The organism is Streptomyces sp. NBC_01525, assembly GCF_045040405.1.
Lineage (GTDB): Bacteria > Actinomycetota > Actinomycetes > Streptomycetales > Streptomycetaceae > Streptomyces > Streptomyces benahoarensis.
Map to the genome: position 1 here is coordinate 6711647 of NZ_CP109397.1, position 24884 is coordinate 6736530.

Annotated in this window: 20 protein-coding genes and 1 pseudogene; 7 read left to right on the top strand and 14 right to left on the bottom strand. The window is 71.2% G+C overall.

The genetic code is table 11. The features are described from left to right. Positions 1–14: 14 nt before the first annotated feature. Positions 15–1079, bottom strand: a complete 1065-nt coding sequence (locus tag OG422_RS28915) for a LacI family DNA-binding transcriptional regulator (protein WP_405747128.1) — start codon at positions 1077–1079, stop codon at positions 15–17. Positions 1080–1211: 132 nt separating this feature from the next. Between OG422_RS28915 and OG422_RS28920 the strand changes: the two genes are divergently transcribed. From OG422_RS28920 to OG422_RS28940, 5 genes are read left to right on the top strand one after another with little or no spacing between them, the layout of a single operon-like run. Beyond that, entirely contained in the window at positions 1212–2843 is a 1632-nt protein-coding gene (locus OG422_RS28920) for an ABC transporter substrate-binding protein (protein WP_143939517.1), read from the top strand. Beyond that, positions 2840–3793: an ABC transporter permease gene (locus OG422_RS28925; protein ID WP_405747131.1), complete on the top strand. Its 954-nt coding sequence runs from the start codon at positions 2840–2842 to the stop codon at positions 3791–3793. The genes OG422_RS28920 and OG422_RS28925 overlap by 4 nt, the downstream gene beginning before the upstream one ends. Continuing rightward, complete coding sequence (locus OG422_RS28930; protein ID WP_405747133.1) at positions 3790–4683, top strand: ABC transporter permease; 894 nt, start codon at positions 3790–3792, stop codon at positions 4681–4683. The genes OG422_RS28925 and OG422_RS28930 overlap by 4 nt, the downstream gene beginning before the upstream one ends. A 5-nt stretch (positions 4684–4688) precedes the next feature. Then, complete coding sequence (locus OG422_RS28935; RefSeq protein WP_405747135.1) at positions 4689–5714, top strand: ABC transporter ATP-binding protein; 1026 nt, start codon at positions 4689–4691, stop codon at positions 5712–5714. Positions 5715–5722: 8 nt separating this feature from the next. Further along, a complete protein-coding gene (locus OG422_RS28940) occupies positions 5723–6535 on the top strand; it encodes an ABC transporter ATP-binding protein (protein ID WP_405747136.1) in 813 nt (270 codons plus the stop codon). 759 nt (positions 6536–7294) lie between these two features. On the opposite strand, the gene OG422_RS28945 is transcribed toward OG422_RS28940, so the two are convergent. From OG422_RS28945 to OG422_RS28975, 7 genes and pseudogenes are all read right to left on the bottom strand, one after another. After that, entirely contained in the window at positions 7295–8089 is a 795-nt protein-coding gene (locus OG422_RS28945) for a heparin lyase I family protein (protein WP_405747137.1), read from the bottom strand. Between the two features lie 156 nt (positions 8090–8245). Further along, a pseudogene (locus tag OG422_RS28950) lies at positions 8246–8527 on the bottom strand (transcriptional regulator); the annotation flags it as partial. Between the two features lie 210 nt (positions 8528–8737). Further along, positions 8738–10390, bottom strand: coding sequence for an amidohydrolase (locus tag OG422_RS28955; protein WP_405747139.1), 1653 nt, complete (start codon positions 10388–10390; stop codon positions 8738–8740). A gap of 14 nt (positions 10391–10404) precedes the next feature. Next, entirely contained in the window at positions 10405–11991 is a 1587-nt protein-coding gene (locus OG422_RS28960; RefSeq protein WP_405747141.1) for an AMP-binding protein, read from the bottom strand. Next, a complete protein-coding gene (locus tag OG422_RS28965; RefSeq protein ID WP_405747143.1) occupies positions 11988–12830 on the bottom strand; it encodes an enoyl-CoA hydratase/isomerase family protein in 843 nt (280 codons plus the stop codon). The genes OG422_RS28960 and OG422_RS28965 overlap by 4 nt, the downstream gene beginning before the upstream one ends. A gap of 197 nt (positions 12831–13027) precedes the next feature. Continuing rightward, positions 13028–13729, bottom strand: a complete 702-nt coding sequence (locus OG422_RS28970) for a TetR/AcrR family transcriptional regulator (protein ID WP_405747144.1) — start codon at positions 13727–13729, stop codon at positions 13028–13030. A gap of 166 nt (positions 13730–13895) precedes the next feature. After that, on the bottom strand, positions 13896–15404 hold the full coding sequence (locus tag OG422_RS28975; RefSeq protein WP_405747146.1) for an amino acid permease: 1509 nt from the start codon (positions 15402–15404) through the stop codon (positions 13896–13898). A gap of 310 nt (positions 15405–15714) precedes the next feature. Between OG422_RS28975 and OG422_RS28980 the strand changes: the two genes are divergently transcribed. Then, positions 15715–16155 (top strand): acyl-CoA thioesterase, encoded by a 441-nt coding sequence (locus OG422_RS28980; protein WP_405747148.1) that lies wholly within the window; start codon positions 15715–15717, stop codon positions 16153–16155. 69 nt (positions 16156–16224) lie between these two features. On the opposite strand, the gene OG422_RS28985 is transcribed toward OG422_RS28980, so the two are convergent. Together OG422_RS28985 and OG422_RS28990 are read right to left on the bottom strand one after the other, a co-directional pair. After that, complete coding sequence (locus OG422_RS28985) at positions 16225–16899, bottom strand: HdeD family acid-resistance protein (RefSeq protein ID WP_405747150.1); 675 nt, start codon at positions 16897–16899, stop codon at positions 16225–16227. Positions 16900–17085: 186 nt separating this feature from the next. After that, positions 17086–18114 carry a zinc-dependent alcohol dehydrogenase family protein gene (locus OG422_RS28990; RefSeq protein ID WP_405747152.1) on the bottom strand — a complete coding sequence of 343 codons (1029 nt, stop codon included), beginning with the start codon at positions 18112–18114 and terminating at the stop codon, positions 17086–17088. A gap of 867 nt (positions 18115–18981) precedes the next feature. Between OG422_RS28990 and OG422_RS28995 the strand changes: the two genes are divergently transcribed. Then, positions 18982–20181 (top strand): hypothetical protein, encoded by a 1200-nt coding sequence (locus OG422_RS28995; protein ID WP_405747154.1) that lies wholly within the window; start codon positions 18982–18984, stop codon positions 20179–20181. Here the strand turns inward: OG422_RS28995 and OG422_RS29000 are convergent. The 4 genes from OG422_RS29000 to OG422_RS29015 all read right to left on the bottom strand — a co-directional run bounded on the left by OG422_RS29000 (position 20165) and on the right by OG422_RS29015 (position 24413). Continuing rightward, positions 20165–21982: an asparagine synthase-related protein gene (locus tag OG422_RS29000; protein ID WP_405747156.1), complete on the bottom strand. Its 1818-nt coding sequence runs from the start codon at positions 21980–21982 to the stop codon at positions 20165–20167. The two genes, OG422_RS28995 and OG422_RS29000, sit on opposite strands and share 17 nt — an antisense overlap. A 1-nt stretch (position 21983) precedes the next feature. Beyond that, positions 21984–22607, bottom strand: a complete 624-nt coding sequence (locus OG422_RS29005) for a lasso peptide biosynthesis B2 protein (RefSeq protein ID WP_405747158.1) — start codon at positions 22605–22607, stop codon at positions 21984–21986. A 390-nt stretch (positions 22608–22997) separates the two neighbouring features. Then, positions 22998–23252: a protealysin inhibitor emfourin gene (locus tag OG422_RS29010; protein ID WP_405747159.1), complete on the bottom strand. Its 255-nt coding sequence runs from the start codon at positions 23250–23252 to the stop codon at positions 22998–23000. A gap of 57 nt (positions 23253–23309) precedes the next feature. Continuing rightward, a complete protein-coding gene (locus OG422_RS29015) occupies positions 23310–24413 on the bottom strand; it encodes a M4 family metallopeptidase (protein ID WP_405748036.1) in 1104 nt (367 codons plus the stop codon). Positions 24414–24884 lie beyond the last annotated feature (471 nt).

The window sequence follows — 24884 nt, forward strand, 5'->3', positions numbered from 1 at the left end:
GGCCGCCGTGCCGCTCAGCCGGGCCGCGACCGCCGCGAGGACTCCCGCACGTCGAGCCGGGTGGGCACCAGTACGCCGGACGACTCCGCACGGCCCAACTCCAGGACGGACACGAGGAGGTTGGTGCCGGCCTGGGCGACCTCCCGAGGCTGGAGGCTGAGCGTGGTCACCGGCGGCTGGGTGTGCTCGGCGGTCATGTCCTCGCTCACGCACACCAGGAGCAGGTCGTCGGGGACCTCGTAGCCGTTGCGGCGGGCCGCCTCCAGGACGAGGGGCGGGTTCGCCTCGGCGACCACCAACAGGGCGTCGGGGCGCTCGCTCTTCTCCACGGTGCCGGTCAGGGCCGTCTCGACCGCCGCGACGACCGGCCCGTTCCCGGGAGTCGCGGCGCGGGCGATCCGCTCCGGCAGGCCGCGCGCCGCGCACCAGTCCCGGTACGCGGCGAGCACCCCCGTGTGGAACCCGGTCGTACTGTCGGGCAGCACCATCGCGGTCCGCCGGGCCCCCTCCTGCCAGAGGTGGTCCAGCGTCTCGCGGGTCGCCGCGGCGGCGTCGACGTCCACCCAGTGGGCGCCCGCCCGCCCCTCGACGGAGCGGTCACTGAACACCGGGATGCCGGCGGCGAGGAGATCGTCGACGATCCGGTCACCCGCGACGGGGTCGGCGACGACCACCGCGTCGAGCGGCAGGTCGGCCCACTCCCGCTGCAAGGATCCGGCGGGCAGCAGCACCACCGCGTAGCCACGCCGGAGCGCGGTTGCCGCGGTGGCACCGGTCAGCTGGGCGAAGTACGGAGACTCCAGGAACGTCCACGGGGCGTGGGCCATCTCCCCGACCACGTATCCGATCAACCGGGCACGTCCTGTGCGCAGTTGACGTGCGGTGGCGTTGGGCCGGTAGCCCATTGCCCGCGCGGCTTCGCGCGCTTTCTCCCGTACGGCCGGGGAGAGGCGTCCGGTGCCGTTGAGCGCCGCCGAGACGGTGGTCTTCGACAGACCCACCTCGCGGGCGACATCGACGAGCCGGACGCGCGAGCCGGCCTGCGAGGGCTTCCCTGCTTGGCGTGGGGCTTCGGTCATGAGGGTGATGTTGCCACCCTCGCGACCTCTGCAAAACCGTTCCCGCAAAGCCTTGTGCGGGAACGTTCCCGCATCAATACTCGCTCCATCCCCCCAGCGCCCGTCACAACACCCGTAAAGGGGTTGGTCCGCATGCGCATGCGCAGAACCGTCACCTTGCTCGCCTGCACCGCCGCCCTCGCGGCCACCTCCACCGCCTGCTCCGGCGCCAACGTCCCCCGGCAGGCCGCGTCCGACTACCAGGTCACTGCGACCTCGCCTCCCGCGAAGAGCGGCCTGGACTCCGTCACGTGGTCCCTCTACGCGGAGCCGTACACCCTGGACTACGCCCTCGCCTACGACTACCCGCCCAACACCGTCCTCGCCAACGTCTGCGAGCAGTTGATGCGGGTCACCCCCGAGCACAGGATCGAGCCCGGTCTCGCGGTCAGGTACGACCGTCCCGACCCTCGCACGCTCGTCTACACACTGCGTCCGAACGTCACGTTCCACGACGGCACGACCATGACGGCGGACGACGTGGTCGCCTCCCTGAAGCGCCACATGGACCCGGCCGTCGGCTCCCCCTGGGCCTCGGCGTTCAAGAACGTCAAGGCCATCGACAAGACGGGCCCACTGACGGTGACGATCCACCTCACCAGGCCCGATGTCCTGCTCAACGAGCTGATGGCCGCGTCGCCCGGCACTGTCGAGAGCGCCGCGTACCTGAAGAAGGCCGGCAAGAAGTACGGCACCGCGCAGGGAGGGGTCAACTGCACCGGCCCGTACGCCCTCGACAAGTGGGCCAGCGGCGACAGCGTGACGCTGAAGAAGTTCCCCCGCTACTGGGACCGCTCGCTCATCCCCAAGTCGACGTCCGTGAAGTTCACCTTCATCGAGGATCCGGCGGCGCGTTCCAACGCGCTCCTCTCCGGCACCGCCGACGGCAGCTACCTGCTGCCGTCGTCGTCCCTGGCCCAGCTGCGCGGCAGCGGCAAGGGGACGGTCCTGTTCGGCCCCAACACGGCAGCCTCGGACCTCGCCGTGCTCAACTTCAAGGGCCCGCTCGGCGACGTCAGGGTCCGCAGGGCCCTGTCGTTGGCGCTCGACCGCAAGGCGATCATCAAGGCCGCGGCGGCCGGCGTGGGCGTCCCCGCCAAAGCCCCGGCGGCACGCGGCGCCTGGGCACTGGTCCCGAAGAAGACCGACGAGTACTACGACTCGCTTCCCGAGCCCGGGTACGACGTCGCCGCGGCGAAGAAGCTCGTGCACAAGGCCGGTGCGAACGGCAAGAAGATCACGATGGTGACCAGCTCCCTCTCTCCCGACATCAGCGTCGTCGCCAATGCCGTGCAGGCGGCCGGCCGGCAGATCGGCCTCGACGTCAGCCTCAAGACCGTCTCCCCGGACGCGTACAGCAGCATCTTCACCGACCCGTCGGCACGCGCAGGCCTCGACCTGGTGATCACCAACGGCTACGACAACACCCCGGACCCACTGGAGTTCTACCAGTACCTGCACACCGGCGACTTCGGGAACTACGGGAAGTACTCCAACCCCGAGTTCGACGCGGCCTTCGACCGGGCGAACGCCGAACCCGATCCGGAGGCGCGCGCCGAGCTGACCGCCGAACTCCAGCGGATCGCCCTGCGGGACCTCCCGAGCATCCCGGTGTACGAGGCCCCGTACTCGGTCTTCCTTGGCAACCGCATCACCGGTGCGCCGACCGGCATCGCCCAGCTCTACTACCCGTGGGCGGCGACCATCGGGGCGGCGAAGCGATGACCCGATTTCTCACCGGGCGGCTGCTCGGCCTGGTGGCCGTGCTGTTCGTGACCTCCCTCGTGGTCTTCGGCTCCGTCCATCTCGCGCCCGGCGACCCGGTGTCCTTCCTGCTGCACGGCCGTCCGGCAACCCCGGATGCGGTGGAGGCGCTGCGCTCCCAGTACCACCTGGACGACCCGCTGCCCCTGCAGTACGTGAAGTGGCTCGGCTCGGCGCTCCAGGGCGACTTCGGCCGCTCCACCCAGTACCACCAGGACGTGTCGTCCCTCATCGGCTCCCGGATGGCGGGGACGCTGATCCTCATCGGATACTCCGCGCTGCTCGTGGCGCTGCTCGGGGTGGCCGCCGGCATCGGCGCCGCGCTGCGTCCCGGGCTGTTCGACCGTGCCGTGCTCATCGGTACCGGGGTGGCCACCGCGACGCCCGCGTTCGTCAGTGCCATTGCACTGGTGTCGGTCTTTTCCGTACGCCTCGGCTGGTTCCCCGGCCCGGGCGGCACGCCCACCGGCCTGGGGGAGCGGCTGTATCACCTGACGCTCCCGGCCTTCGCCCTGGCGCTGACCTTCGCGGGACTGCTCGCGCGGGTGACCCGCTCGGCGATGCTCGACGAGCTGGGGCGTGAACACGTGGAGGTGGCGCGTGCCCGTGGCGTCGCAGGGCGGACCGTGGTGCGCAGGCACGTCCTGCGCAACGCACTCGGCCCGGTCGTCACCGTCGGCGGAACAATGCTCGCCGGACTGCTCATCAGCACGTCGATCGTCGAGACCGCCTTCAACGTCCCCGGCCTCGGGTCCTTGCTCGTGCAGTCGGTGACCGCCAAGGACTTCGCCGTCGTCCAGGCGATCACGCTGCTCAGCGTGGCGGCCTTCGCCGTGGTGAACGTCGTCGTCGACCTGCTCGTCCCGCTCATCGACCCCCGTCTGTCCCTCCGGGGGGAAGGCTCCTCATGACCTCACCCGCAACCGCGGCCGACGCGGCGCACGCGCCCCTCGCGCCGTTCCGCCGGCCGGGCCTGCGCGGCCTGCGCCTGTTCGGCCAGGGCCCCCTGTTCGCGCTCTCCGTCGCGGTGCTGGCCGTGCTCGTCCTGGTCGCCGCGCTCGCCCCGGTCATCGCGCCGTACGATCCCGAGGCGCTCGACCTCTCGGCCAGTCTGGTCGGGACATCGGGCGACCATCTGCTCGGCACCGACCAGTCCGGGCGGGACATCCTCTCCCGGCTCATCCACGGCGCGCGCACCGGGCTGCTCGGCCCGCTGCTCGTCGTCGCTTTCTCCACCGCCCTCGGCACGGTGCTCGGCGCGGTCGCGGCCTGGCGGGGTGGCTGGACGGACACGTTCCTGTCCCGGTCGATGGACCTGGTGTTCGCGATCCCCGGGCTGCTCCTCGCGATCCTGCTGGTCGCCGTGGCCGGGTCCGGCATGACGGCGCCCGTGGTCGCCATGGCCGTGGCCTACACCCCGTACGCGGGCCGGCTGGTGCGCGGGATCGCCCGGCAGGAGAAAGCCCGTCCCTACATCGAGTCCTACCGGGTGCAGGGCTGGTCGGGCTGGACCATCTGTCTGCGGCATCTGCTGCCCAACATCGCGCCGACGGTGCTCGCGCAGTCCGCGATGAACTTCGGGTACGCGCTGATGGACCTCGCGGCGCTGTCCTTCCTCGGCTTCGGGGTCCAGCCGCCGACCGCCGACTGGGGCGCCATGATCAACGACGGTCAGGCGGCCGTCCTCCAGGGAGCGATGCTGCCCGCTCTCGCGCCCTCGGCCTGCATCGTGCTCGCCGTGGTGGCGTTCGGCATCGTCGGCGAGGGACTCGCCGACCGGATCGCACGGCGGGAGCGGTGAACCACATGACCGAGCAGAAGCACCTCACGCACGACACCGGCGCTCCTCCCGGTGCCCCCGGCGAAGCGCCCGTCCTGGAGATCGACGGGCTCGGCGTCCGGCTGCCCGACGGTCAGGCCGCACGTCCGATCCTCGACGGGGTCGGCCTGCGGGTCGCTCCGGGAGAGACCGTCGGCCTGGTCGGCGAGTCCGGCTCCGGCAAGTCGGTGGCCTGCCGCAGTGTGCTCGGCCTGCTGCCGCCCGGCGCGCTCACCACCGGTCAGGTGCGGGTCGCCGGCCGGGACGTACTCACCATGAGCCGCGCGGAGTTGACCGCGCTGCGGGCCCGTCAGGTCGCCATGGTCTTCCAGGACCCGCGCGCCTCCGTCAATCCGCTGCGCCGCGTCGGAGACTTCCTCACCGAGGGGCTGCGCGCGGCCGGGACCTCCGCCGCGGCGGCCACGGCGCGGGCCGAGGAACTGCTCGACGCGGTCGGCATCCGTGATCCGCGGGGTGCGCTGCGCCGTCACCCGCACCAGTTCTCCGGCGGCATGCTCCAACGCGTGGTGATCGCCGCGGCGCTCGCCGCGGAACCCGCGCTGCTCGTCGCCGACGAGCCGACCACCGCGCTGGACGTCACGACCCAGGCGGAGATCATCGCGATCCTCACCAGGCTGCGAGCCGAGCGCGGCACCGGCCTCCTGTTCGTCACGCACGACCTCGAACTGGCCGCTGCGATCTGCGACCGCGTGTACGTGATGTACGCGGGCCGGATCGTCGAGACGCGGAGGACGGACGAGCTGTTCGACCGGCCGCGTCACCCGTACACGGCGGGGCTGCTCACCTGCGCGCCCCGCATCGAACGGGACGCGCCGCCGCCGCGGCCCATCCCCGGCCGCCCCGTCTCCCTCGCCGAGGCCCCCTCGGGGTGTGCCTTCGCCGCGCGCTGCGCCCACGCACTGCCGCGCTGCACCGAGGAGCCCCCCGTACCGGCGCGGTACGGCGACGGTCTCACCGCGTGCCACCGCGCCGACGAAGGGATCATGCTGTGACGCGGACCGTGACAACGACAACGCAGGGCCTCGTGGTCGAGGGGTTGCGCAAGCGGTACGGCGACCATCAAGCGGTCGACGACGTGTCGTTCACCTTGGGGCCGGGGGCCTGTCTCGCCCTCGTCGGGGAGTCCGGCAGCGGCAAGACGACCACTGTGCGGATGCTCGTCGGCCTGGAACGCTCCGACGGCGGCACCGTACGCCTCGACGGCCGGGACCGTTCGGCGCGGGCCCGCAGCCGGAGCGAACGTCTGGCCCGGGCCCGGGAGATCCAGATGGTCTTCCAGGATCCGTACCTCTCGCTGGACCCTCGGGTGACGGTGGCCGGCTGTGTGGCGGAGGTACTGCGGCTGCACACGTCGCTGACCCCGTCGGCCCGCACCGCCCGGGTGCGCGAACTCCTGGAACAGGTGGGCCTCGGCGAGCGCGAGGCGGCGGCGCTTCCCCGGCGGCTGTCCGGCGGGCAACGCCAGCGTGTGGCGATCGCGCGTGCCCTCGCGGTCGAGCCACGGGTCCTCGTGCTGGACGAGGCGGTCGCGGCGCTGGACGTGTCCATCCAGGCCCAAATTCTCGATCTGCTCGCCACGATCCGCCGCGAGGCGGGGATCGCCTACCTCTTCGTCACGCACGACCTGGCCGTGGTCCGGCACGTCGCGGACGAGGTACTGGTACTCAAGGAGGGACAGGCCGTGGAGACGGGGCCGACCGACCGAGTGCTGGACGCGCCGGAGCACCCTTACACCAAGCTGCTCCTCGGCTCCGTACCCCGGCGCGGATGGCACGCCTCTCCCGCGGCGCCGGAGCGTCGACGGCCGGAGTGAAGCGCGGCGGCCGGGCGGACGGGCGCTCTTCCGGCGTCAGGAGAGCGCCCGGTGGGCGCACTTCAGGGCTTCGCGGAACCGCGCGACCTCGTCGGGCCCGAGATCCCGGACCATGCGCTGTTCGAGCTGCCGGGCTGGCTCGGCGTACGTGGCGAGCCGTGGGCCGGTTCGGGTCGGCGTACTCTTGGATCTCCTACGAGGCCCTCGCTGCGGTGCACGACTATCTGGACCTGGATCGTCCGGCCACAGCGGAGGGCAGCGGGTGGCGGCCGGCGCGGCGGTGGGGCGAGCCGCTGCTCGTGTCCGGGCCCGACGCCCGGGGCGGGTTGGTCAATGGCATCCGGCGACCGTGGGCGTCGCTGACGCCTGCCGAGCGGCGCCGCCTGGTCGCCCCGGACGGAGGCTCGTGGAGCGAGTCGGTCGTATCCCTGGCCCGATGGTGAGGCGCCCGATGCCGCAGTGGCAGGCCGTTCCCCTCTGTGAGGTGCGCCGCCCGCTCCGAGGATGCCGCAGCCGGGTGCGGTGGCGAGACCGGGGCCGGTGCCGCCGACCGGCTCCCGGACTGGGCAGGGGCGCGGACGGACCACCTTCCAGCGGGGGCGTGGACATCGTCATGGCGGGTGCGTCGTCACCGCGACATCCGCCACCGCGCCATGACCGGCACGGCGCGGTGGCCCGTCCTGCGGGCCCCGACGACCGAGACGGTGCCGGTGTCCTGGGAGTACGGCCGCGCGCCGCGCCGCGCCGCACCGGCCGTGATCACGAACCGGCGGTCGCCGCCGCGAGCGTGGTGGCCATGCGGGGCGAGGTGAACCAGTTCACGGCGTCGCGGGTCGACGGGTGGTAGGAGCCCCACTTGAGGTAGTTGGTGGTGCCGTCGTAGGTGGTGCCGGTGTACCGCGTCGAGCCGTTGGAGAACCGCTGCTTCGCACCGTCGAACCAGAGTTCAAGGGTGCCGCTCTTCCGGCCTTCATGGATCTTCAGGGCGTAGGAGTGCCAGGTGCCGTTCTTGACCCGTGCGGTCCACAGCGGCACCGCGACATGCTTGTGGGTCCACGCCTGCAGGCGGATGCGGCCCTTGGTGATGTCCATCTCGACCGGGTGGTTCGCCGTGCCGGTGCTCGGACTGCACTTCAGCTGAAAGACGTAACGGCTCTTGCCGTCGTGGATGTTCACCTTGGATGACCAGCCCAGAAAGAAGGTGCTACCGAGCTTCAGCTTCGGGCCGACCGCCTCACAGCGCTCCCGCCCACCGGCCTGACGTGCGCGCCAGACCTTCCCCTTGACCCGGTCGCTCACCACCCCGAAAGTGCCGCCGGAGCACTGGACGTCCGGGAACGCCGAGCGACCGGCCTTGATGCGCGGGGTCCACAGCACCCGGCCGCCCTTGGCGGCCGGGGCGGCGGCGGTGGGAGCGTGGCCGTTGGCGGTCGCCGGCAAGGAGCTGCTGGTGTGTGCCGTCCGGGAGGGGCGGTTCGCGGCGGAACCTGCCGATGCGGGCCATGCCAGGACAGCGGCGACGGCTGCCGACACCGCCACCAGCCCGGCGGCCATTGCTATTTTCCGCCGTGGCGTGCGAGGTGAGCGGACGCGAGACATAAGACTCCTTGGGGCCGATGAACCGTAAGGCGGAGAGCAGGAAGTGTGACGGAGCGCCAGGAGGATGTATACCTGCCGGGGAAATCTGTGGTGGGAGGGGGGTGGCTGAGGTCATGTCCCCTGCTGCTGTCCGCGGAGGAGTACGAGGGCGTCCTGGGAGTTGGAGCCCTCCTCCGTGGTGGCGAGGATCAGGGACTTTTCGGGGGAGCGGGCGGGTACGAGAACCTGCTGGGTGACGGTGGGCTCGCCGACCGGCGGATGACGCAGCCGGTAGGTGTCCGCCTCGCACGGGCGGACCCGGTGATCGCTCCACAGTGCGGCGAACTCCGGTGATGCGGTGGAGAGTTGCCCGACCGGTGACGCCAGGAGCGCGTCCCCGGGGTGGTGCCCGGCAGTTCGTCGCGCCCGACATCAACAGCTGCTTCTGCGAGGGCCCGGCCGAGGCCAGGTGTGGTTCCCGGGCCGGAGCCTCAGCCGTTGGCCAGGGTGCGGCCGAGGCATCGGCCAACGCGGCGCCCGGCCGGCTGTGCACCGATCAGCACGGCACAGGCGGACGGCAGAAAGCCGAGCACCGCGGCGGGAGCAGTGTCACGTCTGTCGGGCTCAGCGGCCGGGCGTCACGAGACCGTGGGGGTCGTGGGCCGGGTGGCCGCCGACGAGTGTGGCCAGGACGGTGATGGCGCCGATGCGGTCGGGGGCGCAGGTGGTGGGGTCGGCGTCGAGCACCGCGAGGTCCGCCAGCAGGCCGGGGGCCAGTCGGCCCTTGCGGTCCGCGGAGCCGGTGGCGTGGGCCGAGCCGACCGTCCAGGCGCGCAGGGCCGCGGTGGCGGGCACGCTCTCGTGCGGGCCGAAGGGCGCGCCGGTCTCCGTCAGCCGCTCCACCATCGCCTGCATCGCGGCGAGCGGCGCGCCCGGCGCGACGGGCCGGTCGGAGCTGCCCGGCACGGTGAGCCCGAGGTCGAGGAACGAGCGCAGCCGGTAGGCCCAGTCGGCGCGACGGGCACCGAGGCCGGCGGCCATGCTCTCGCCGAAGGCCGGGATGAAGTTGTGCTGCGGTACGGGCACCACCCCCAGGGACGCGAACGCCGCGAGCTGGTCGGGGCGTACCACCCCCGCGTGCTCGACACGGTGCCGCACCCCGGCGCGCGGCGCCTCGCGCTGCGCCCGTGCGTACGCCGACAGGGCCAGGTCGACGGCGCGGTCGCCGATGGCGTGCGCGGCCACCGTCCAGCCCGCCCGGTGCGCCGCGACGACCGTGTCGGCCATTGCGTCCGGGTCGCCCTGGAAGTAGCCGGTGTTCTCGTGCGGGCATCCGCAGAACGGTTCGGTGACGGCGGCGGTGCGCCCGAACAACGAGCCGTCCAGGAAGATCTTCACGGGCCCGACGGAAAGCGTCTCGTCCCCCAGACCTGTCCGTATCCCCAGATCGAGACCGAGCGCGATGCCGTCCTGCGGATGCGCGGTGAGCGGGTGCAGGACATCGGCGGCCACCATCAGCTGGGCCCGTGCGTGCAGCCGCCCGGTGTCACGGGCGTGCTGGTAGGCGGCGAGTTCCACGGGGGTGTGCCCGATCCAGCCGCCACCGATCCCGGCTTCCGTGAAGCTGGTGATGCCCTCGGTGAGGTAGTGGCCGGTGGCGCGGTCGACCGCCGCGCTGACGGTCGCCACGGAGTAGGGCAGCACCTGGTCCTGTACGAGGCGCTGCGCGGTCTCCTCCAGGAGCCCGTTCGGCCGTCTGTCCGCGTCCCGTGCCACGACCCCGCCGGGCGGGTCGGCGAAGTCCGGCTCCAGGGCGCCGGCCGCCCGCAGGACCGGGGAGTTGACGATGCAGGCGTGCCCCGAGGCGTGCTTGAGCCAGACGGGTCGCCCGCCCGCCGCCTTGTCCAGGGCGTCCCGGTGGGGGTGGCGGCCGTCCATGTCGCCGGGCCGGAGACCCGCTCCGACGACCCACGCCCCGGCGGGCAGCTCCGCCGCGTGCGCGGCGACCGCCGCGTGCACCTCGTCCGGATCGCGCGCCCCGGACAGGTCGAGCTGACTCAGCGACAGGCCGAACCAGGCGGTGTGACAGTGCGCGTCGTGGAAGCCCGGGACGACGGTCGCGCCGCCCGCGTCGAGCACACGGGCCGCGGCGAGGTGCTCCACGTCCTCGTCGAGGCCGACGACGCGACCGTGCAGCACTCCCAACGTGCGTGCCATGGGCCGCTGTTCGTCGCATGTCAGGATGCGCGCGTTGCGCACCAGGAGATCGAGCAGCACGGGTTTTCCTCTCCTCACCGCCACACCTTGTCCTGACGGTCGTACGTCCGCCCCGCGGGTGCGGGGTGCTTGCGGAGCTCGCCCTTCGCGACGCGCTCCGACGGGGTCATGGGGAGCCGGTCGCGCAGCTCCCAGTAGCGGGGCACCTTGAAGGCGGCCAGCCGTTCGCCGCAGTGGGCGGCGAGGTCGTCCGGATCGGGCGCCGGCTCCTCGCCGTCCGGCACGATGTACGCCTTGATCTCCTCGCCGCGCAGCTCGTCGGCGACCGGGACGACGGCGGCCAGGTGGACGCGCGGGTGCGCGGTGAGCACCTCCTCCAGCTCGGCCGCCGAGACGTTCTCGCCGCTGCGGCGGATCATGTCCTTGAGGCGGCCCCGGAAGTGGACCCGGCCCTCCTCGTCCAGGTGGCCGAGGTCCCCGGTGTGGAACCAGCCGTCCGCGAACGCGGCCGCCGTCTCGTCCGGGCGGCCGAGATAGCCCGCCATCATGCCGGGGCCGCGCAGCTGGATCTCGCCCACCGCGTGGGCCGGGAGCGAGGCGCCGTCCGGCCCGGCGATGCGGACGGCGCGATGGAGCAGCGGCCGTCCGATACAGCCGCTGCCCACGGCCGCGTCGTGGTCCGCGGGCCCGACACGCAGGTCCGCGCCGGTCTCCGTCATGCCGAACGCCTCGTACCACGGGACGCCCCAGCGCTCCTCCAGCCGGGCGTGCAGCGCGGGTGGAATGGCGGAGCACTGGACGGCGCGTACGCGGTGGTTGCGGTCCTCGGGGTGCTCCGGCATCCGCAGCAGCAGCGTGGGCATCAGGCCCAGGCAGTAGAGGTACGTGACGCGGTGCTCCCTGACCTTCTGCCAGAACGTGGTGGGGTGGAAGCGGTCCAGGACGACGAGGCGGCTGCCCGAGAGGAGGGCCGCGGCGACGTTCCACTGCGGGTCGATGTAGTGGAACGGCTGGCAGGTGAGCAGGGTGTCGTCCGGCCCCAGGTGCGGGAACTCGGTGACGAGGCTGCCCGCCAGGGACAGCCAGTAGCGGTGCGGCAGGAGGCAGCCCTTGGGGCTGCCGGTGGTTCCGGAGGTGTACTGGACGTTGACGAGTTCGCCGGGGCCGGGCGGGCCGCCGTGGGGAAGAGGGGCCGGAACGACAGGAGGTGATGGCTTGTCGACGTACCGGACGGCGCGCAGGGTGGGGACGGACGCCAGCAATTCCTCGGCCATCGGCCGGAACTCCTCGCATGTCACGAGGAGTTGGGCGCCGGAGTCCCGTAGTACGTGCTCCGCGTCGTGGCTGCGGTAGGCCGTGTTGACGGGCACCATGGCGGCGCCGAGCGCCGCCAGGGCAAGCCAGGTGAGCGGGAACTCCGGGCGATTACGGAGCAGGACGGCGACGCGGCCGTCCCGCCCGACACCCGCCCCGCTCAGGTCCGCCGCCGTCCGCCGGACGCCGCGTGCGACGTCGGCGAAGGTGAGGTCGCGGGCGTAGTCGTCGAACGTCCAGGCCACCCGGTCGGGCCACAGGGCCGCCGCCCGTTCCACGAGCGTCGCCAGATCGGGTACGGACTCCGGCGGCAGGCCCGTACGGTCCGGGCCGTCGGACGGGATCACCGGTCGCCCTCCTGGACCGGCGCGGGCGACTGGGCGAACGCCTCCCGGGGGCGGTCGTGTTCGCCGCTGTGCCCGGTGATCTGGGCCGCCGACACCTCACGCGCCAGGGCCTGCTCGACGGTGCCGTCCAGGCCCTCGTCGATCAGCTTCTTGGCGAGCGCGAGCGCGAACGGCGGCCGTTCCGCGAGGGCGGACGCCAGCTCGGTCGCCACGGTCTCGTGCCGCCCCGGTGCGCTGACCCGGGTGACCAGACCCAGCCGCCGCGCTTCCCGGGCGTCGAAGTGCTCGCCCAGCAGGACGAGTTCCTTCGCCTTGATCGCGCCGACGGTGGTGGTCAGCAGGCGTGAGACGCCCCCGGTCACGCTGAGCCCGACGCCCACCTCCGGGAAGCCGAACCGGGTGCCCTCCGCCGCGACGACCAGGTCGCAGGAGAGGGCGAACTCGCAGCCCGCCCCCAGCGCGTACCCGTGCACGGCCGCCACGACGGGGAAGGGGGCGTTCCGGATGATCCGGGTCACGTCCTGGATGCGGTCCAGGCGGGCGCGGGTTCCCGCCGCGTCCGCCGGCGCGGGCTCGGCCTTCAGGTCGTGGCCGGAGCAGAAGGCCCGGCCCGCGCCGCAGAGGACGACGGCGCGCACGTCGTCGTCGGCCGCCCTGTGCAGGGCCGCCAGCAGGTCGTCGACGAGCCGCTCGGTCACGGCGTTCAGGCGGTGCGGCCGGGACAGGCGGATGCGCGCGATGCCGTGGTCGAGGACCGTGTACGCGACACAGGGATCCCCGGTGCCGCCGGCCGGACGGACGCTGTTCGCCGTACCGGTGGGAAGGGTGTCAATAGCCACAAGGTGCTCCTCAGGAGTCGCCCAACAGCGCGCACGTTACTCTATCGATCGGTCGATCGATAGAGCTTGTGCGCGGCCGTGCGGACCCGGTGAGCCGACGGACTTACGGCGTCTGAAACGGGGGTGGGGTGAGGGGCGGCGACGGCCGTACGCCGCCGTGCGCAGGGCGAGGCGAGAGGGGAGCGGCCAAAGGGGCGTCAGGTCGAGGCGGGCGCGCTCGCGCCCAGGCTGACCTGCCAGATCTCCTCCACCAGCGCCCGCGCCGCGTGGATCTCGGCGGGCGCGGGACGCGGCATCGTGTGCGCCGGGACGCCGAGCAGCTGTAGCGCCAGGCGCGCGTGTGCCGTCGCCACCCCGTCGAGCGCGATCGAGCCGTCGGGGGAGTACCACTTGGCCACCGCGGAGCACATCTCCAGCAACGCCATCCGCGCGAAGGTCCGGTCGGGCACCGTGAACAGGCCGGAGGCGCAGCCGTTGGCGATGGCGCGCCGCCAGTGGTCCTCGTACGCGTCCCTGAGGGCCACCATCGCCGTGCGGCGCTCGGGCCCGAGCGCCTCCAGCTCGTTGTCGACCACGGCGGTCTCCTCCGGACGCAGCGCGTGCGTGAGCACGTGAACGTGGACGAGCCGGATGATCTGTGACTGCGGGTCGGGCGCGTCCGCGACGACCCGCTCGGCCGCGTCGTTCAGCCGGTCGAGGCTGGCCCGCATGATCGAGGCGAGCAGCTCCTCCTTGGTGCCCATGTAGTGGTAGAGGGTCGCGGACGACATCCCCGCGCCCTCGGCCAACTCCCGGATGCCCACGCCGTGGAAGCCTTTCGTGGCGAACAGGCGGATCGCCGCGTCCCAGACCTGGCGACGTGCGTTCGCGCCGGCGCGCGTGCTGGGAGCCTTGGGCACGGGGACGATCCTTCGCTCGGAGCGGGCATGCGGGACGGACGGCCCGAGTTTACCGCGCCCTATCGGTCGATCGATTGGCAAGCGTGCGCCGCAACCACGAGAGCCGCCCGGGACAGGCGCCCGCCGCCGCGCCGGACGCCGCACCGCCACGGTCCCGGCGCCGTGGCTACCGCCCGGCCTCGTCACCCGTGCGCGCCCGCCTTTGCCGCAGCGCCCCGACGGCGGCCGCCGCCACGGTGACCGACAGCGTCAGGAACAGCGAGCGCTGGGTGGTGGAGTCGAAGGCCAACAGCACGAGGACCGCCGTCAGGGCCGCGACGACCGTCCACGACAGGTAGGGGTAGGCCCACATCCGCACCGCCGGTGTCCGCCCGTGGCGCTCCGCCCGCATGCGGCTGCGGATCTGGCACGCCGCGACGCACAGGTACATGAGGACGATCACCGCCCCCGTGGAGTCCAGCAGGAAGGTGAAGAGCGTGGCGGTCCCGGCGAAGTACTTCGAGGCGAGGGTGAGGAGCCCGGCCAGAGCGGCCACAAGCACGGCGGGTACGGGGACGCCGCGCGCGTGGGTCCGCGCGAAGACGCGGGGCGCCTCGCGCTGGTGGGCCAGTGCGAACAGCATGCGGGACGCCGTGTAGAGGCCGGAGTTCAGGCAGGATGCCACGGCGATCAGCACGATCACGTCCATGATCCGGCCCGCCTGGGGCACGCCCAGCGCATCGAGGGCCGCCGAGTACGGGCTGGTCGTGACGCTCGCCTCGTCGTACGGCAGCAGCGTGACGATGACCCCGATGGAGCCGATGTAGAAGATGAGGATGCGTGCGGTGGTGGAACGGATCGCCTTGCGCACGGCCTCCGCCGGGCGCGGCGCCTCGCCCGCCGCGATGGTGACCACTTCGGCGCCGCCGAACGCGAAGATCACGGTCAGGACGCTCGGCAGGACCGCGTACCAGCCCTCCGGGGCGAAGCCGCCGTGCCCGAGGAGGTTGGCCGCGCCGGGGGAGTCCGTGCCCGGCAGCAGCCCCGCGACGGCCAGGGCGCCCAGGCCGATGAAGGCGACGATGGCCACCACCTTGATCAGGGCGAACCAGTACTCCGCCTCGCCGAACGCGGCCACGTGGATCAGGTTGGACGCCGTGAGCGCGGCGAGGAGGACCAGGGACGCGACCCAGGCGGGGACCGCGGGGACGAGGTGGTGGGCCAACTCGCCGCCGATGACCGCCTCCAGGCCGACCGTCACCCACCACGAGTAGGCGTAGAGCCAGCCGATCGCGAGCCCGCACCAGCTGCCGAACTCCCGCGAGGCGTAGTGCGCGAACGAGCCGGTGCTCGGGTCCGCCACGGCCAGTTCGGCGAGCATCCGCATGACGAGGATGACCAGCAGGCCCGCGATGGCGTACGAGACCAGGGCCGCCGGGCCGGTGCTGCGGATGACCGTTCCCGACCCCACGAACAGGCCCGCGCCGACCACCCCGCCGATGGCGATCATGCTCATCTGGCGGTTCCGCAGGCCGCGTTCGAGGCCGGAGTCGCCGCCCGCGCGCCCGGTGGCTGTGCCGGCATCCCCGGCGGCGGTCGGGCTGCCGGTGCCCCGGCGGGGCGTCTCCGTGGCGAGGGGGCGAGACGCCGCCTCGGGCGGTGGTGCCTGTCGGGGTACTGCTGGATCCCGGGTCATGACGTCTCCCTCACTCGATCGACCGATCGATTGGTTTGCGTCAAGGTAGGGCCGGAACCGAGCTGGGACAAGACTTCTCGCCGAGGGGATTCCCGAATGTGGTCAAGACATCCCTGGTCATCCCTTGATCGCTCCGTCGGAGAGGCGCTGGAGGGGTGGGCCGACGCTGAGGGCGCCGGAGAGGCGAAAGTATTGCGTTGCTCCGGATCAACGCCCTACGCTATCGATCGATCGAGCGAGATCGTATGCCCCCTCAACAGGCACATATGCCCCCTCGGCGGGCACATGAGCGGCGAGCCGGAGGAACACCGTGGACGTCCCGCATCTCCTTCACGCCGCGCCGGTGCACTTCGACGAACTCGACCTCAACGGCCATCTGCACAACACGCGTTACGCCCTGCAGGTCGAACGCGCCACGACGGCGGCCTTCGCCGGGGCCGGATACGACACCGGGGGCGCCGGGGAGCGTCACCCCGATCCGCGCTACGTCGTGCGCCAGTTCGCCATCGAGTTCCAGGCCCCGGTGGACGGTGCGGACCGGCTCGCCGTCGACCTGTGGCTGACTCATCTGGGGCGTACGAGCATGAGGTGGCGCTTCCATGCCCGGCAGGGTGGTGATCCGCTGCCCCGGGCCACGGGTACCCGTACCCTCGTCAAGGTCGGTCCGGACGGCAGGCCGTCCCCGTGGTCCCGCACGATGCGACTCTGGCACGCGGCGCTGCGCGACGGGTCGGCAAAAGCGCGTACCTGACGCCCCTTGCAGCGCTCCGGGTATCCGGGACGGCGTGCTCCGCGCCGCCCCGGACAGGAGCCCCTCGTGTCAGTGCTGCGGGTGAGGGCGTGGGTGGAACATGGACCGCCGATGCCTGGTGGCGGCGCCCTTGGTGTCGCGTCCGATGGCGATGCGCAGGCGAATGGCGTTGATCACCTCTGCGACGCCCAGGACGATGGCCATGATGCCCGTCACCGAAGTGAGCGCGGCGATCGAACCGAACGGCGAGACGATCAGCACGATGCCTGCGAGCAGGGTGATGATGCCCAGGAAGAGCTGCCAGCCACGCGCGGGGGCTTGGCGAGCCGAACCTGCGGCCGCGGTCATCATGATGCCGCGCACCAGCCAGCCGAAGCCGATCCAGAGGGCGAGCAACAGGGTCGATTGCAGGGTGCCCCGGAAGCAGATGAGTCCGAGGAGCACACTGATCGCACCCGTGATGAAGTGCAGTGCCCGCAGATGCCCGGGAATGTGTGTGCCGAAGGCGCCGGCCAGTTGGAAGACACCGCTGACCAAGAGGTAGACGCCGAAGGCGATACCGACGACGAGCAACGTTTTGCCCGGCCAGACCAGGACGATCACGCCCAGGGCGATCGACGCCAGGCCGATGGTGAACAGGGCCTGCCAGCCGAGGTTGGTCAGCATCCCCAGGTGCTCGCTTTCCGCAGAGGCGTCTGGGGGTTGCTGCGGGCCGTCGTCCGAGGCCGTGGGGGGATTCGTCATGCCTGCCACCTCTCTCATGGGACGACACGGTCGAATACGGACGTTTCCATCGTCACCCCTTCAGCGCCGTCCCGCTTGGGGGAGCTTCGTCGCGCTCGGGTGGACGCCCGTCCCGGGCACTTGCGCCACAGCCTGCACCCACGGACCGACTGCTCGGGGTACGTCCACGGAGTGCGCCGCGGCGGGTCATCCGGGCACGAGCACGGCGGCGCCGTTGACCTGGTCTGCGGCCAGGTCCGTCAGAGCCTGGTCGGCGCGGCTCAACGGATACGGGCTGACGGTGACTTGGATGCCGATCCGCGCGGCCGTGTCCAGGAAGTCGCGGCCGTCCTGCCGTGTGTTGGAGGTGACGCTGCGCAGGTTCCGCTCCTCGAAGAGGTGGCGCCCGTAGTTGAGTGCGGGGATGTCGGTGAGGTGGATGCCCGCAACGGCGAGCGTTCCCGAACGGTCCAGCGCCTCCAGGGCCACGGGCACCAGGTCACCTACCGGCGCGAACAGGATCGCCGAATCCAGCGGTTCGGGAGGGCGGTCGTACGCGCCTCCCACGGAGGAGGCGCCGAGGTCGACGGCGAGTTCACGGGCTCGTACCGAGCGGGTCAGCACGTGGACGGTGGCGCCTTCGGCCAGGGCGACCTGCGCCGCCAGATGGGCCGAGGCCCCGAAGCCGTAGATTCCGAGCCGGCCGTTGGGCGGCAGGGCGCTACGACGCAGCGCCCGGTAGCCGATGATCCCGGCACACAGCAGTGGTGCCAGCAGGGTGGCGTCCTGGTCGTCCGGGAGCGGGTAGGCGTAGTCCGCCGGGACGAGGGTGGCGTCGGCGAAACCGCCGTCCGCGTCCCAGCCCGTGTAGAGGGAGGCAGGGCAGAGGTTCTCGCGACCGGCCCGGCAGTAGCGGCAGCTGCCGCAGGTGCCCCGCAGCCACGCCCCACCAGCGCGGTCACCGGCCCGGAACCGCGTGACGGATTCGCCGACGGCGGCCACGCGGCCGACGATCTCATGGCCGGGAACGGTCGACGGCCGGTGCGGTGGCAGGTCGCCTTCGGCCAGGTGCAGGTCCGTGCGGCAGACGCCACACGCCTCCACCCACAGCAACAGCTCGCCAGGACCCGGCGCGGGCACAGGACGGTGCACGGATGCCAGCGGACAGTCCGCGATCGGACCAGGACTGTGAACAGCCCAGCCGGTCAGCACGTTCGGAGCCGGTTCGCGCACCATGTTCCCAGCCTGTCGCCGTCCGGAGGGTCCGGCAAACGCTCACCGCACCGCCGGCCGCAGGCGAACATCGTGGGTCCACCGGCTCGCCCGCGGTTCCGGCTCGGCCCTCCCCCTGCCCGCCCTCGGTTCAGCGGCCGTACCCATGCGGTGGGTCGGGCTGATCGGGCTGATCGGGCTGGTGGCGTTCGGTCGGGGACCGTGGTGACCGTCAGCGTGTTCCTGGCCGGGGCCGCGGTGTGGTGTCCGGCCGGAGCGTGGCCGGGTTCCCGGGAGAGAACGGTCAAGGCCGTCGAACGCCACAGCCGGTGGTTGGTGCCGTTCGTGTTCATGGTCGCCGGTGCGGTCGTTACGTGTCGGGGTTGGCCGACCGCCCGTTGGGGGTCCGGCTCTGCCGGCCGGATGCCTCCGCCACACCGCGGGCGCCCGGCGACTCCGCGGGGCACCGCCGGATCGCGTGAGAGAGAAGACATCAGCACCGGCTCGGGTCTCGCGATCGGCCAAGCGGTGGCCATCGCCCACGGTGGCACGGTCCCTGACGAGCCGCCCCGGGGGTACGGCGTTCGCGGTGGCCTTCCCTTGTAAGGCTGCCCACTGCCAGGCCGTCGGCATCGCCCCTCGCACGTCCGGGGGCATACGGATGGCGACCCGATGGATCGCTGCGGACGATGGTGCTCGAACCCTCGGCGCGGCGGCAGATCTCCTGAGTCCGTGCTGTACACGTGTAGGGCATGACCGGCGGCCTCAGGAGGTGACCGCGTGCAAACTCCCCCCAGGGCTGACTCCCGCGCGCACCCGAAAATGCGAGGGCCCTCGCTGGGAACCTGGCAGTCGCGGGTGGCCCTGGCAGTGATCGTGCTGGTCCTCCTCATGACCACTCTGCTGCTGGCTCGGTTCGGCCTGGAGGACTTCGTCCATGATCTGACCTTCGCCGGTCGCATCACCGGTGCCGTCCTTCTCGTGGTCTCGTTCACCACGCTCGTGGGCACCGCCGCGGTCCTGGACCACTGGATCCGGCAGACCTTCCCCTACTCCGGCCTGGTTGCGCTGATCGGCACGTTCGCGGCCTTGCTGACCAACGCCATGCTCCTGGTGCAGACCGTCAAGAACGGCGATTCCGCTGCCTACCCGGCGCTGTTCGGCGCGCTCACGGCGGGTTCGGCGTGCGCTGTCTTCGCGGTGTGGCGGACGTCGGTCGTGATCCCCGCTCCGAAGCGGGTGGCCGCCGCGCTGAGCGTCTCCTCGGTCATCGCGATCGCCAATTTCGGCTACCAGGACCTCTACCAGCCGTTCCAGCGACAAACCAGGCCGCTCATCACGTTGTCCATGGGAAAGGCGGTGCTGAGCAAGGACCGCAAGGCATTCGCCGTACCGGTCGACATCACCCTCCAGAACAACGGCGACGTGGGTTTCTACGTGCTCGGCACCGAGTTCCACGTCATGGGGAAAAAGGTTCCGCTGAGTCGGGAGGACCGACTTCGCCAGCAGTGGCGAACCGATGCCGAGCAGTGGCGCAAGTCCTCGGAAGTGAACCCGCTCTCCCGCCGGGAGATTCACCAGCCCGGGCAGTTGGTCGAAGCACAACCGTGGATGCCCTATGGACAATGGGTTGAGTCGAAAGACACCTTCGCCACAAAAGTGGTGGTGCAACTGCCCAAGGACACGCCGTACGACCAGGTGGCGTTCTATGCCACCGCGAGCCTCGCGCGCAAGGACCGGCTGGTGCTGCAGCCACCGCTCGACTTCGTGGCGTACTCCTGGGGTAAGGAAAAAGTCCCCGGATGGGTGAAGGAGCAACAGAAGAGCGGTCTGGACTCCCTCATCTACCGTGCCAGGGTGCACGAGAACAATGCGATCGACGAACGCACAAGGGATCCGCGGTTCGTCACCGTCTACTGGAGGTTCGGCACGCACGGCGCGAGCGTGCAGACAGCCATTGGGCGGAAAGGCGAGGAAGACAACATCGCCACCCCTGAGCAAGCACGCGAACTGGTGGGCCGGTACGGCCTCGTCGACCTGTTCACCGGCCCGGTCGAGCGGACCCTGTGGGACATCAAGAGCCAGCGGTGACGGGCACCGTCGCGTCGGGCGCGCCGGAATGCCGGTCCAGTCGCTCCAGCCAAGCCACCAGGGCGAGCGACCTGTTCACGCGATCCCAGGAATACGAGTCCCCCAGGCCGAGCTGGGCCTCCCGCACGGCCCGGCACAGCGTCTCGACGTCGAACATCTCCGCGATCAGCGGATGTCGGGCGGAGCGGCACAGGGCGATGAGTTCGTCGCCGTGTATCCGCAGGCCGCGGGAGTAGAGGTCGTTGAAGGGCACCTTGACCGCCCGGCCGCGGATCGGGGCCGGGAGGAGATCCGCCATGGCCTCACGGAGAACGGCCTTCGGACGGCCCGGCTGGAACGTGGCTGCGGCGGGCAGGCGGCTCATCGTGGCGACGACCTCCGGGTCGAGGAAGGGGTGCGAGAGGAAGAACCCGTCCCGTCGTGCGCGCTGCCAGGACACCAGGTCGGGAGCGGCGACGTAATTGGCGGCGTCGTAGAGCGACCGTTCCGGCTTGCGCCCGAACACGAACCGGCTCTCCGCGACGCCCGCATCCCGATAGCCGTGAGCGCGCGCGAATCCGGATCGCAGCCATCTGGGGCGGTTGAAGGTGCCGAGGCCGCCGAGAACGGTTCCGCCGCGGAGGAGCGCGGTGATCCGTTCGGCTGCCAGCGGCGCGGTCGGCTGCACCACGTAGGTGCGGACGATGTCCCGCAAGCCCCGCTCGCTTCCCGCGGCCCAGGCACGTGCCTGCTCGGTCATCTGCCGGAGCTGCCCCGTGCGGGCCAGCCTGTGCAGGTGGAACGGGTTGGCGTCCACGATCGGATCGGCCCCGCAGCCGGTCAGGAGCGTGTCACAGCCCAGTTCCGCGACCGCGGCGTGCAGCCTGGCCCAGAACGGGGCACGGAAGGCGTGCGCATGAGGCTCGTCGGCGTCTCCCGCGTGGTGCTGGAAGTCGTCGAAGTCGGCCACGTCGTCGGCATCGACGATCACGGGGCGGGCCGCGGGGGTGTGACGGCAGATCTCCTCCATCGCGACGTCGAGGTACGACCGCTCCGCGGCCAGCTCCCCGCGGGAGAATCGCCCGGCGAGCAGGACCAGGTCCTCCCCGGCGCCGCCCCGTTCCGTGGCCAGCAGGCGTGCGGCGAGCAGCGCGACGCTGGTGGAGTCGGTGCCGCCCGAGACATGGCATGCCGTCGTCGTGCCCATACGGCGTCCGACAGCGTTCTCCAGCGCGAGACGCAACTCCTGCGCGGCCTCAGCCAGGCAGGAGCCGACGGCAGTCGGCTCGGGCGGGTCAGTGGCCCGACGGGCGCGTCGCAGCGTACGACGGCGCATCTGCCCGGTGTGTGACAGCTCGACCACCTCGCCGCCGAGGACGCGGTGCACCCCGGCGAAAGGGGTGAGGTCCGCGTGCGGTTGCGCCAGGTTCCCGGTGAGGTAGCGGCAGAAGTAGCGGGGGTCCAGCTCTGTGACGCTCCCCAGACAGCGGACCGAGGTGCTCACGGCGTTCACGCGGCCACCGGACTCCCTGAAGAACAGCGGGATGCGTGCCTGCTCGTCGCGCGTCAGAAGGATGCGGTCGCGGTACACCAGAACAGCCGCGTAGTCGCCGGCCGGCACAGGCGGGGCGGCCCCCTGCCCGCCGGAGTCGAGGAGGCCGCGCGCGCCCGCCGCCCGGTCACGGGCCGAGCCGACCCAGCCGACGACGGCCGCGGTGCCGGCCCGCGAGGAGACCGTCGTCACGAGTCCCTGACGCGCCATGGCTTCGCTCGTCAGGAGCCTCGGTGCGCCCCCGGCCCATTCGAGGCGGAGCGCATCCATGTCACTGTCCTCCGCAGCCGAACGAGAGCACCGGCGTGAAGGCGTGCCCTCGCGGATCGGCGTCGGGGATGCACACACCGCCCGAGGCTGTCCACGCGTGCAGGGCGAACGGGTGTTCACGCACACCCACGTGGAGTACGGCTTTCAGGCCACGCCGCCGCAGCAGGACGAAAGCCGTCACCGCCTCGGACTTGCAGTCGCCGTTGACGAACCAGCTTCTGCTGCTGTGTGACTGCACTGCTCGTTTCAGCCGTCCGACCTCCTCCGCGGAGGGGAGGTCCGCACGGGCATAATCCGGGGCGGCCAAGGGCAGCAGCCGCAGGACGCGCCCGAATCCAAGGGTCCGGATCAGCACGTGCACTCCACCCAACCGGAGCCCGACGCCGACGTCCGCATGTTTCTTCCGGCGGCCCGCCGCGCACCCGGCACGCCTAAGACCGGAGATAATTTCGGCGCGTTCCTCAGGGATTCCGGAAGTGAATTTCTGGACTTCCGTCGTCGCCAATCCGAGAAAACGCGTCCGCTTCCAGTCCGCGATCAGTGCCCCGTCGGACATCCGGGTGACACGGCAATGCGGTGAGAGGGCCCTTGCCATGGCTGCCAGGGCATCACTGTCCTCTGCCACCGCATATCCTCCAGGATTCCACCGTGAACGGTTTCAGGACTGGTATCCGTGACCGTCGTAGAGCCCGCCGCTGAAGCCGCGGATCAGACGGCCGTTACCGAGAAGGACGAGCCGATGCGGCTTACGGCGCCGCAGCAATCGGAGAAACATCGCCTACCTCCAGAACTGGCAGAACATCAACTCCAGGCTACTCTCCGCCGAATGCCCCGCAACCGGACTGCTACACCTCCAAGAACCACTTCCACCGTGGCTTCGGGAGCTGGCCGAGGTGACGGGCCAGGGCTCGCCAGTTCTTCAGGCGCGCGATGCCGTGCTCGACCCGGATGCGTCGCGAGGAATGCGCCGTGCGCCGACGCTCATGGGAAGGTGAGGAGGCCCGGCAGGCGGCGTCTATGTGCCTTCCCGAAGCACACGGTCGACCAGTTCGTCCTGGGCTTCGCTGAGGCCCGGATCGGCGAATTCGACGGTGCGGTCGTCCACGGTCACGGTGTACCGGAAGCCGTCCGGCACACCAGGGGTGGACTCGGCCAGGCTGTCGGCGATGGCGGCGAGCGCGAGGCGTTCCCATTCGGCTGCGTCAGGTCGGCCGGAGGTGTCCAGCTCGACCTGGCGTGTCAACCCGGCCAGGCCGCCGCTCCTGGTCACCCGGATCCGCATGGCGCCGGCGCGACCGGGCAGCTCAGGGGCCGGGATGAAACCAGATCAGCCATTGTTGTTCCCGCTCACACCCACCTCGAACCACGCCTTGAGGACCGCCTCGTACTCCAGTCCCTTGCCGTAGCGCTTTGCCGCGGCGGCGAGCGTCGCTCGGGCGAAATCCTGGAAAGTGGCGTTCGGATCCAGTTCGCCGGAGGTGATCGTGTCGTACCAGATCTGGCCGGCCTTCTCCCAGGCGAAGCCGCCGATGCCGGTCGCGACAAGGTAGAAGGCGTGGTTGGGGATGCCCGAGTTCGTGTGGACTCCGCCGTCATCTTGGCTCGTCTCGACGAATGCGGCCATGTTGTCCGGTTGGGGGTCCTTACCGCCCAGCCGGCGGTCGTTGAAGGCCGTGCCCGGAGACTTCAACGACCGCAGGGCCTGCGCCTGCACCGTGGGGGTGAAAATTCCGGCACCGATCAGCCAGTCCGCCTGTTCGGCGGTCTGGCGTCGGGCGAACTGCTTGGCCAGCGAGCCGAATACATCGGAGATCGACTCGTTGAGGGCGCCCGACTGATCCTGATACACGAGCCCCGCGGTGAATTGCGTGACCGCGTGGGTCATTTCGTGGGCGGGAATATCGACGGCCACGGTGAAGTCGTTGAAGACCTGTCCGTCACCGTCGCCGAAGACCATCCGTTCGCCGTCCCAGAACGCGTTGTTGTAGCTGCGGCGGTAGTGGACGCTGGCGTCCAGCGGCATGTTGTTGCCGTCGACCGAGTTTCGGCCGTACGCCTCCTTGTAGAGGTTGAAGGTGAGGCCGAGGGCGTCGTAGGCGCGGTTGACGCAGCCGTCCGCGACCGGATCGGCCCCGTCGGGCCTGACCACATCGCCGGGCAACCCGAGGCCGTGGTGGGCGTCGAAGATCGTCCGCTCCAGACGGGGCTCGGCTGCTGGAGCGGCCGGCGTCATGAGGCCGGGCGATTCGACCCGGAAGGCCCGGAACGCGGCCTCGGCGTCAGCCTCGAGGGTGGCCCGGGCGGACTCGCTCACCTTGGGGTCGTCCGACTCGGCGAGTCTCTCGAGGACGAACGGCGGCACAATGGTGCAGAAGCAATTGCCCGGCTTCGGCACTCGGCGTTCCCCGTCTTGGGGGAGGGGCGTATGCATACGGAAGAGGTCCCCGGCACCGGCAGCGAGGTCCATGCGCCGGCCTCAGTACCACCCTGATGGCCTGCCCAGGCGGGCGGAATGGAGTAGTGCAGCCGCAGCGCCGGGCCGGGACGGAGCCACTGCCGGCCCGTCTGCATCAACCGGGTCGGCAACGATGATGCAGCTTGGGTGCCCCCGGTGCCGCCACTCGGCGGACGATGCCCTCAGGCGGGGGAGCCCCACGAACCTGCTCTGCGCGAAGTGCTCTGCCGACGGGTGTATGCCCGGGTGCGTCAATGGAGCGGACCAGCGGGGTAATCGGCCTGCCCGAGCGGCTGAGGTGCGTGTCTCTGCCCGCCGGACGGGACGAATGGCCCCCGATCGATCTTCCGGCCTGCCCCACCAGTGGCTGAACCACGCACCCCGTAAGAGAATCGAATAAGCATTGCACATGCCCAGAGAGGTACCTCTGTACCGACGACTCCGGAA

Coding starts and splice junctions, on each gene's coding strand:
- OG422_RS28915 (WP_405747128.1), bottom strand. CDS start 1,079: ATGACCGAAGCCCCACGCCAAGCAGGGAAGCCCTCGCAGGCCGGCTCG.
- OG422_RS28920 (WP_143939517.1), top strand. CDS start 1,212: ATGCGCATGCGCAGAACCGTCACCTTGCTCGCCTGCACCGCCGCCCTC.
- OG422_RS28925 (WP_405747131.1), top strand. CDS start 2,840: ATGACCCGATTTCTCACCGGGCGGCTGCTCGGCCTGGTGGCCGTGCTG.
- OG422_RS28930 (WP_405747133.1), top strand. CDS start 3,790: ATGACCTCACCCGCAACCGCGGCCGACGCGGCGCACGCGCCCCTCGCG.
- OG422_RS28935 (WP_405747135.1), top strand. CDS start 4,689: ATGACCGAGCAGAAGCACCTCACGCACGACACCGGCGCTCCTCCCGGT.
- OG422_RS28945 (WP_405747137.1), bottom strand. CDS start 8,089: ATGGCCGCCGGGCTGGTGGCGGTGTCGGCAGCCGTCGCCGCTGTCCTG.
- OG422_RS28975 (WP_405747146.1), bottom strand. CDS start 15,404: ATGACCCGGGATCCAGCAGTACCCCGACAGGCACCACCGCCCGAGGCG.
- OG422_RS28985 (WP_405747150.1), bottom strand. CDS start 16,899: ATGACGAATCCCCCCACGGCCTCGGACGACGGCCCGCAGCAACCCCCA.
- OG422_RS28990 (WP_405747152.1), bottom strand. CDS start 18,114: ATGGTGCGCGAACCGGCTCCGAACGTGCTGACCGGCTGGGCTGTTCAC.
- OG422_RS28995 (WP_405747154.1), top strand. CDS start 18,982: ATGACCACTCTGCTGCTGGCTCGGTTCGGCCTGGAGGACTTCGTCCAT.
- OG422_RS29000 (WP_405747156.1), bottom strand. CDS start 21,982: ATGGATGCGCTCCGCCTCGAATGGGCCGGGGGCGCACCGAGGCTCCTG.
- OG422_RS29015 (WP_405748036.1), bottom strand. CDS start 24,413: ATGCATACGCCCCTCCCCCAAGACGGGGAACGCCGAGTGCCGAAGCCG.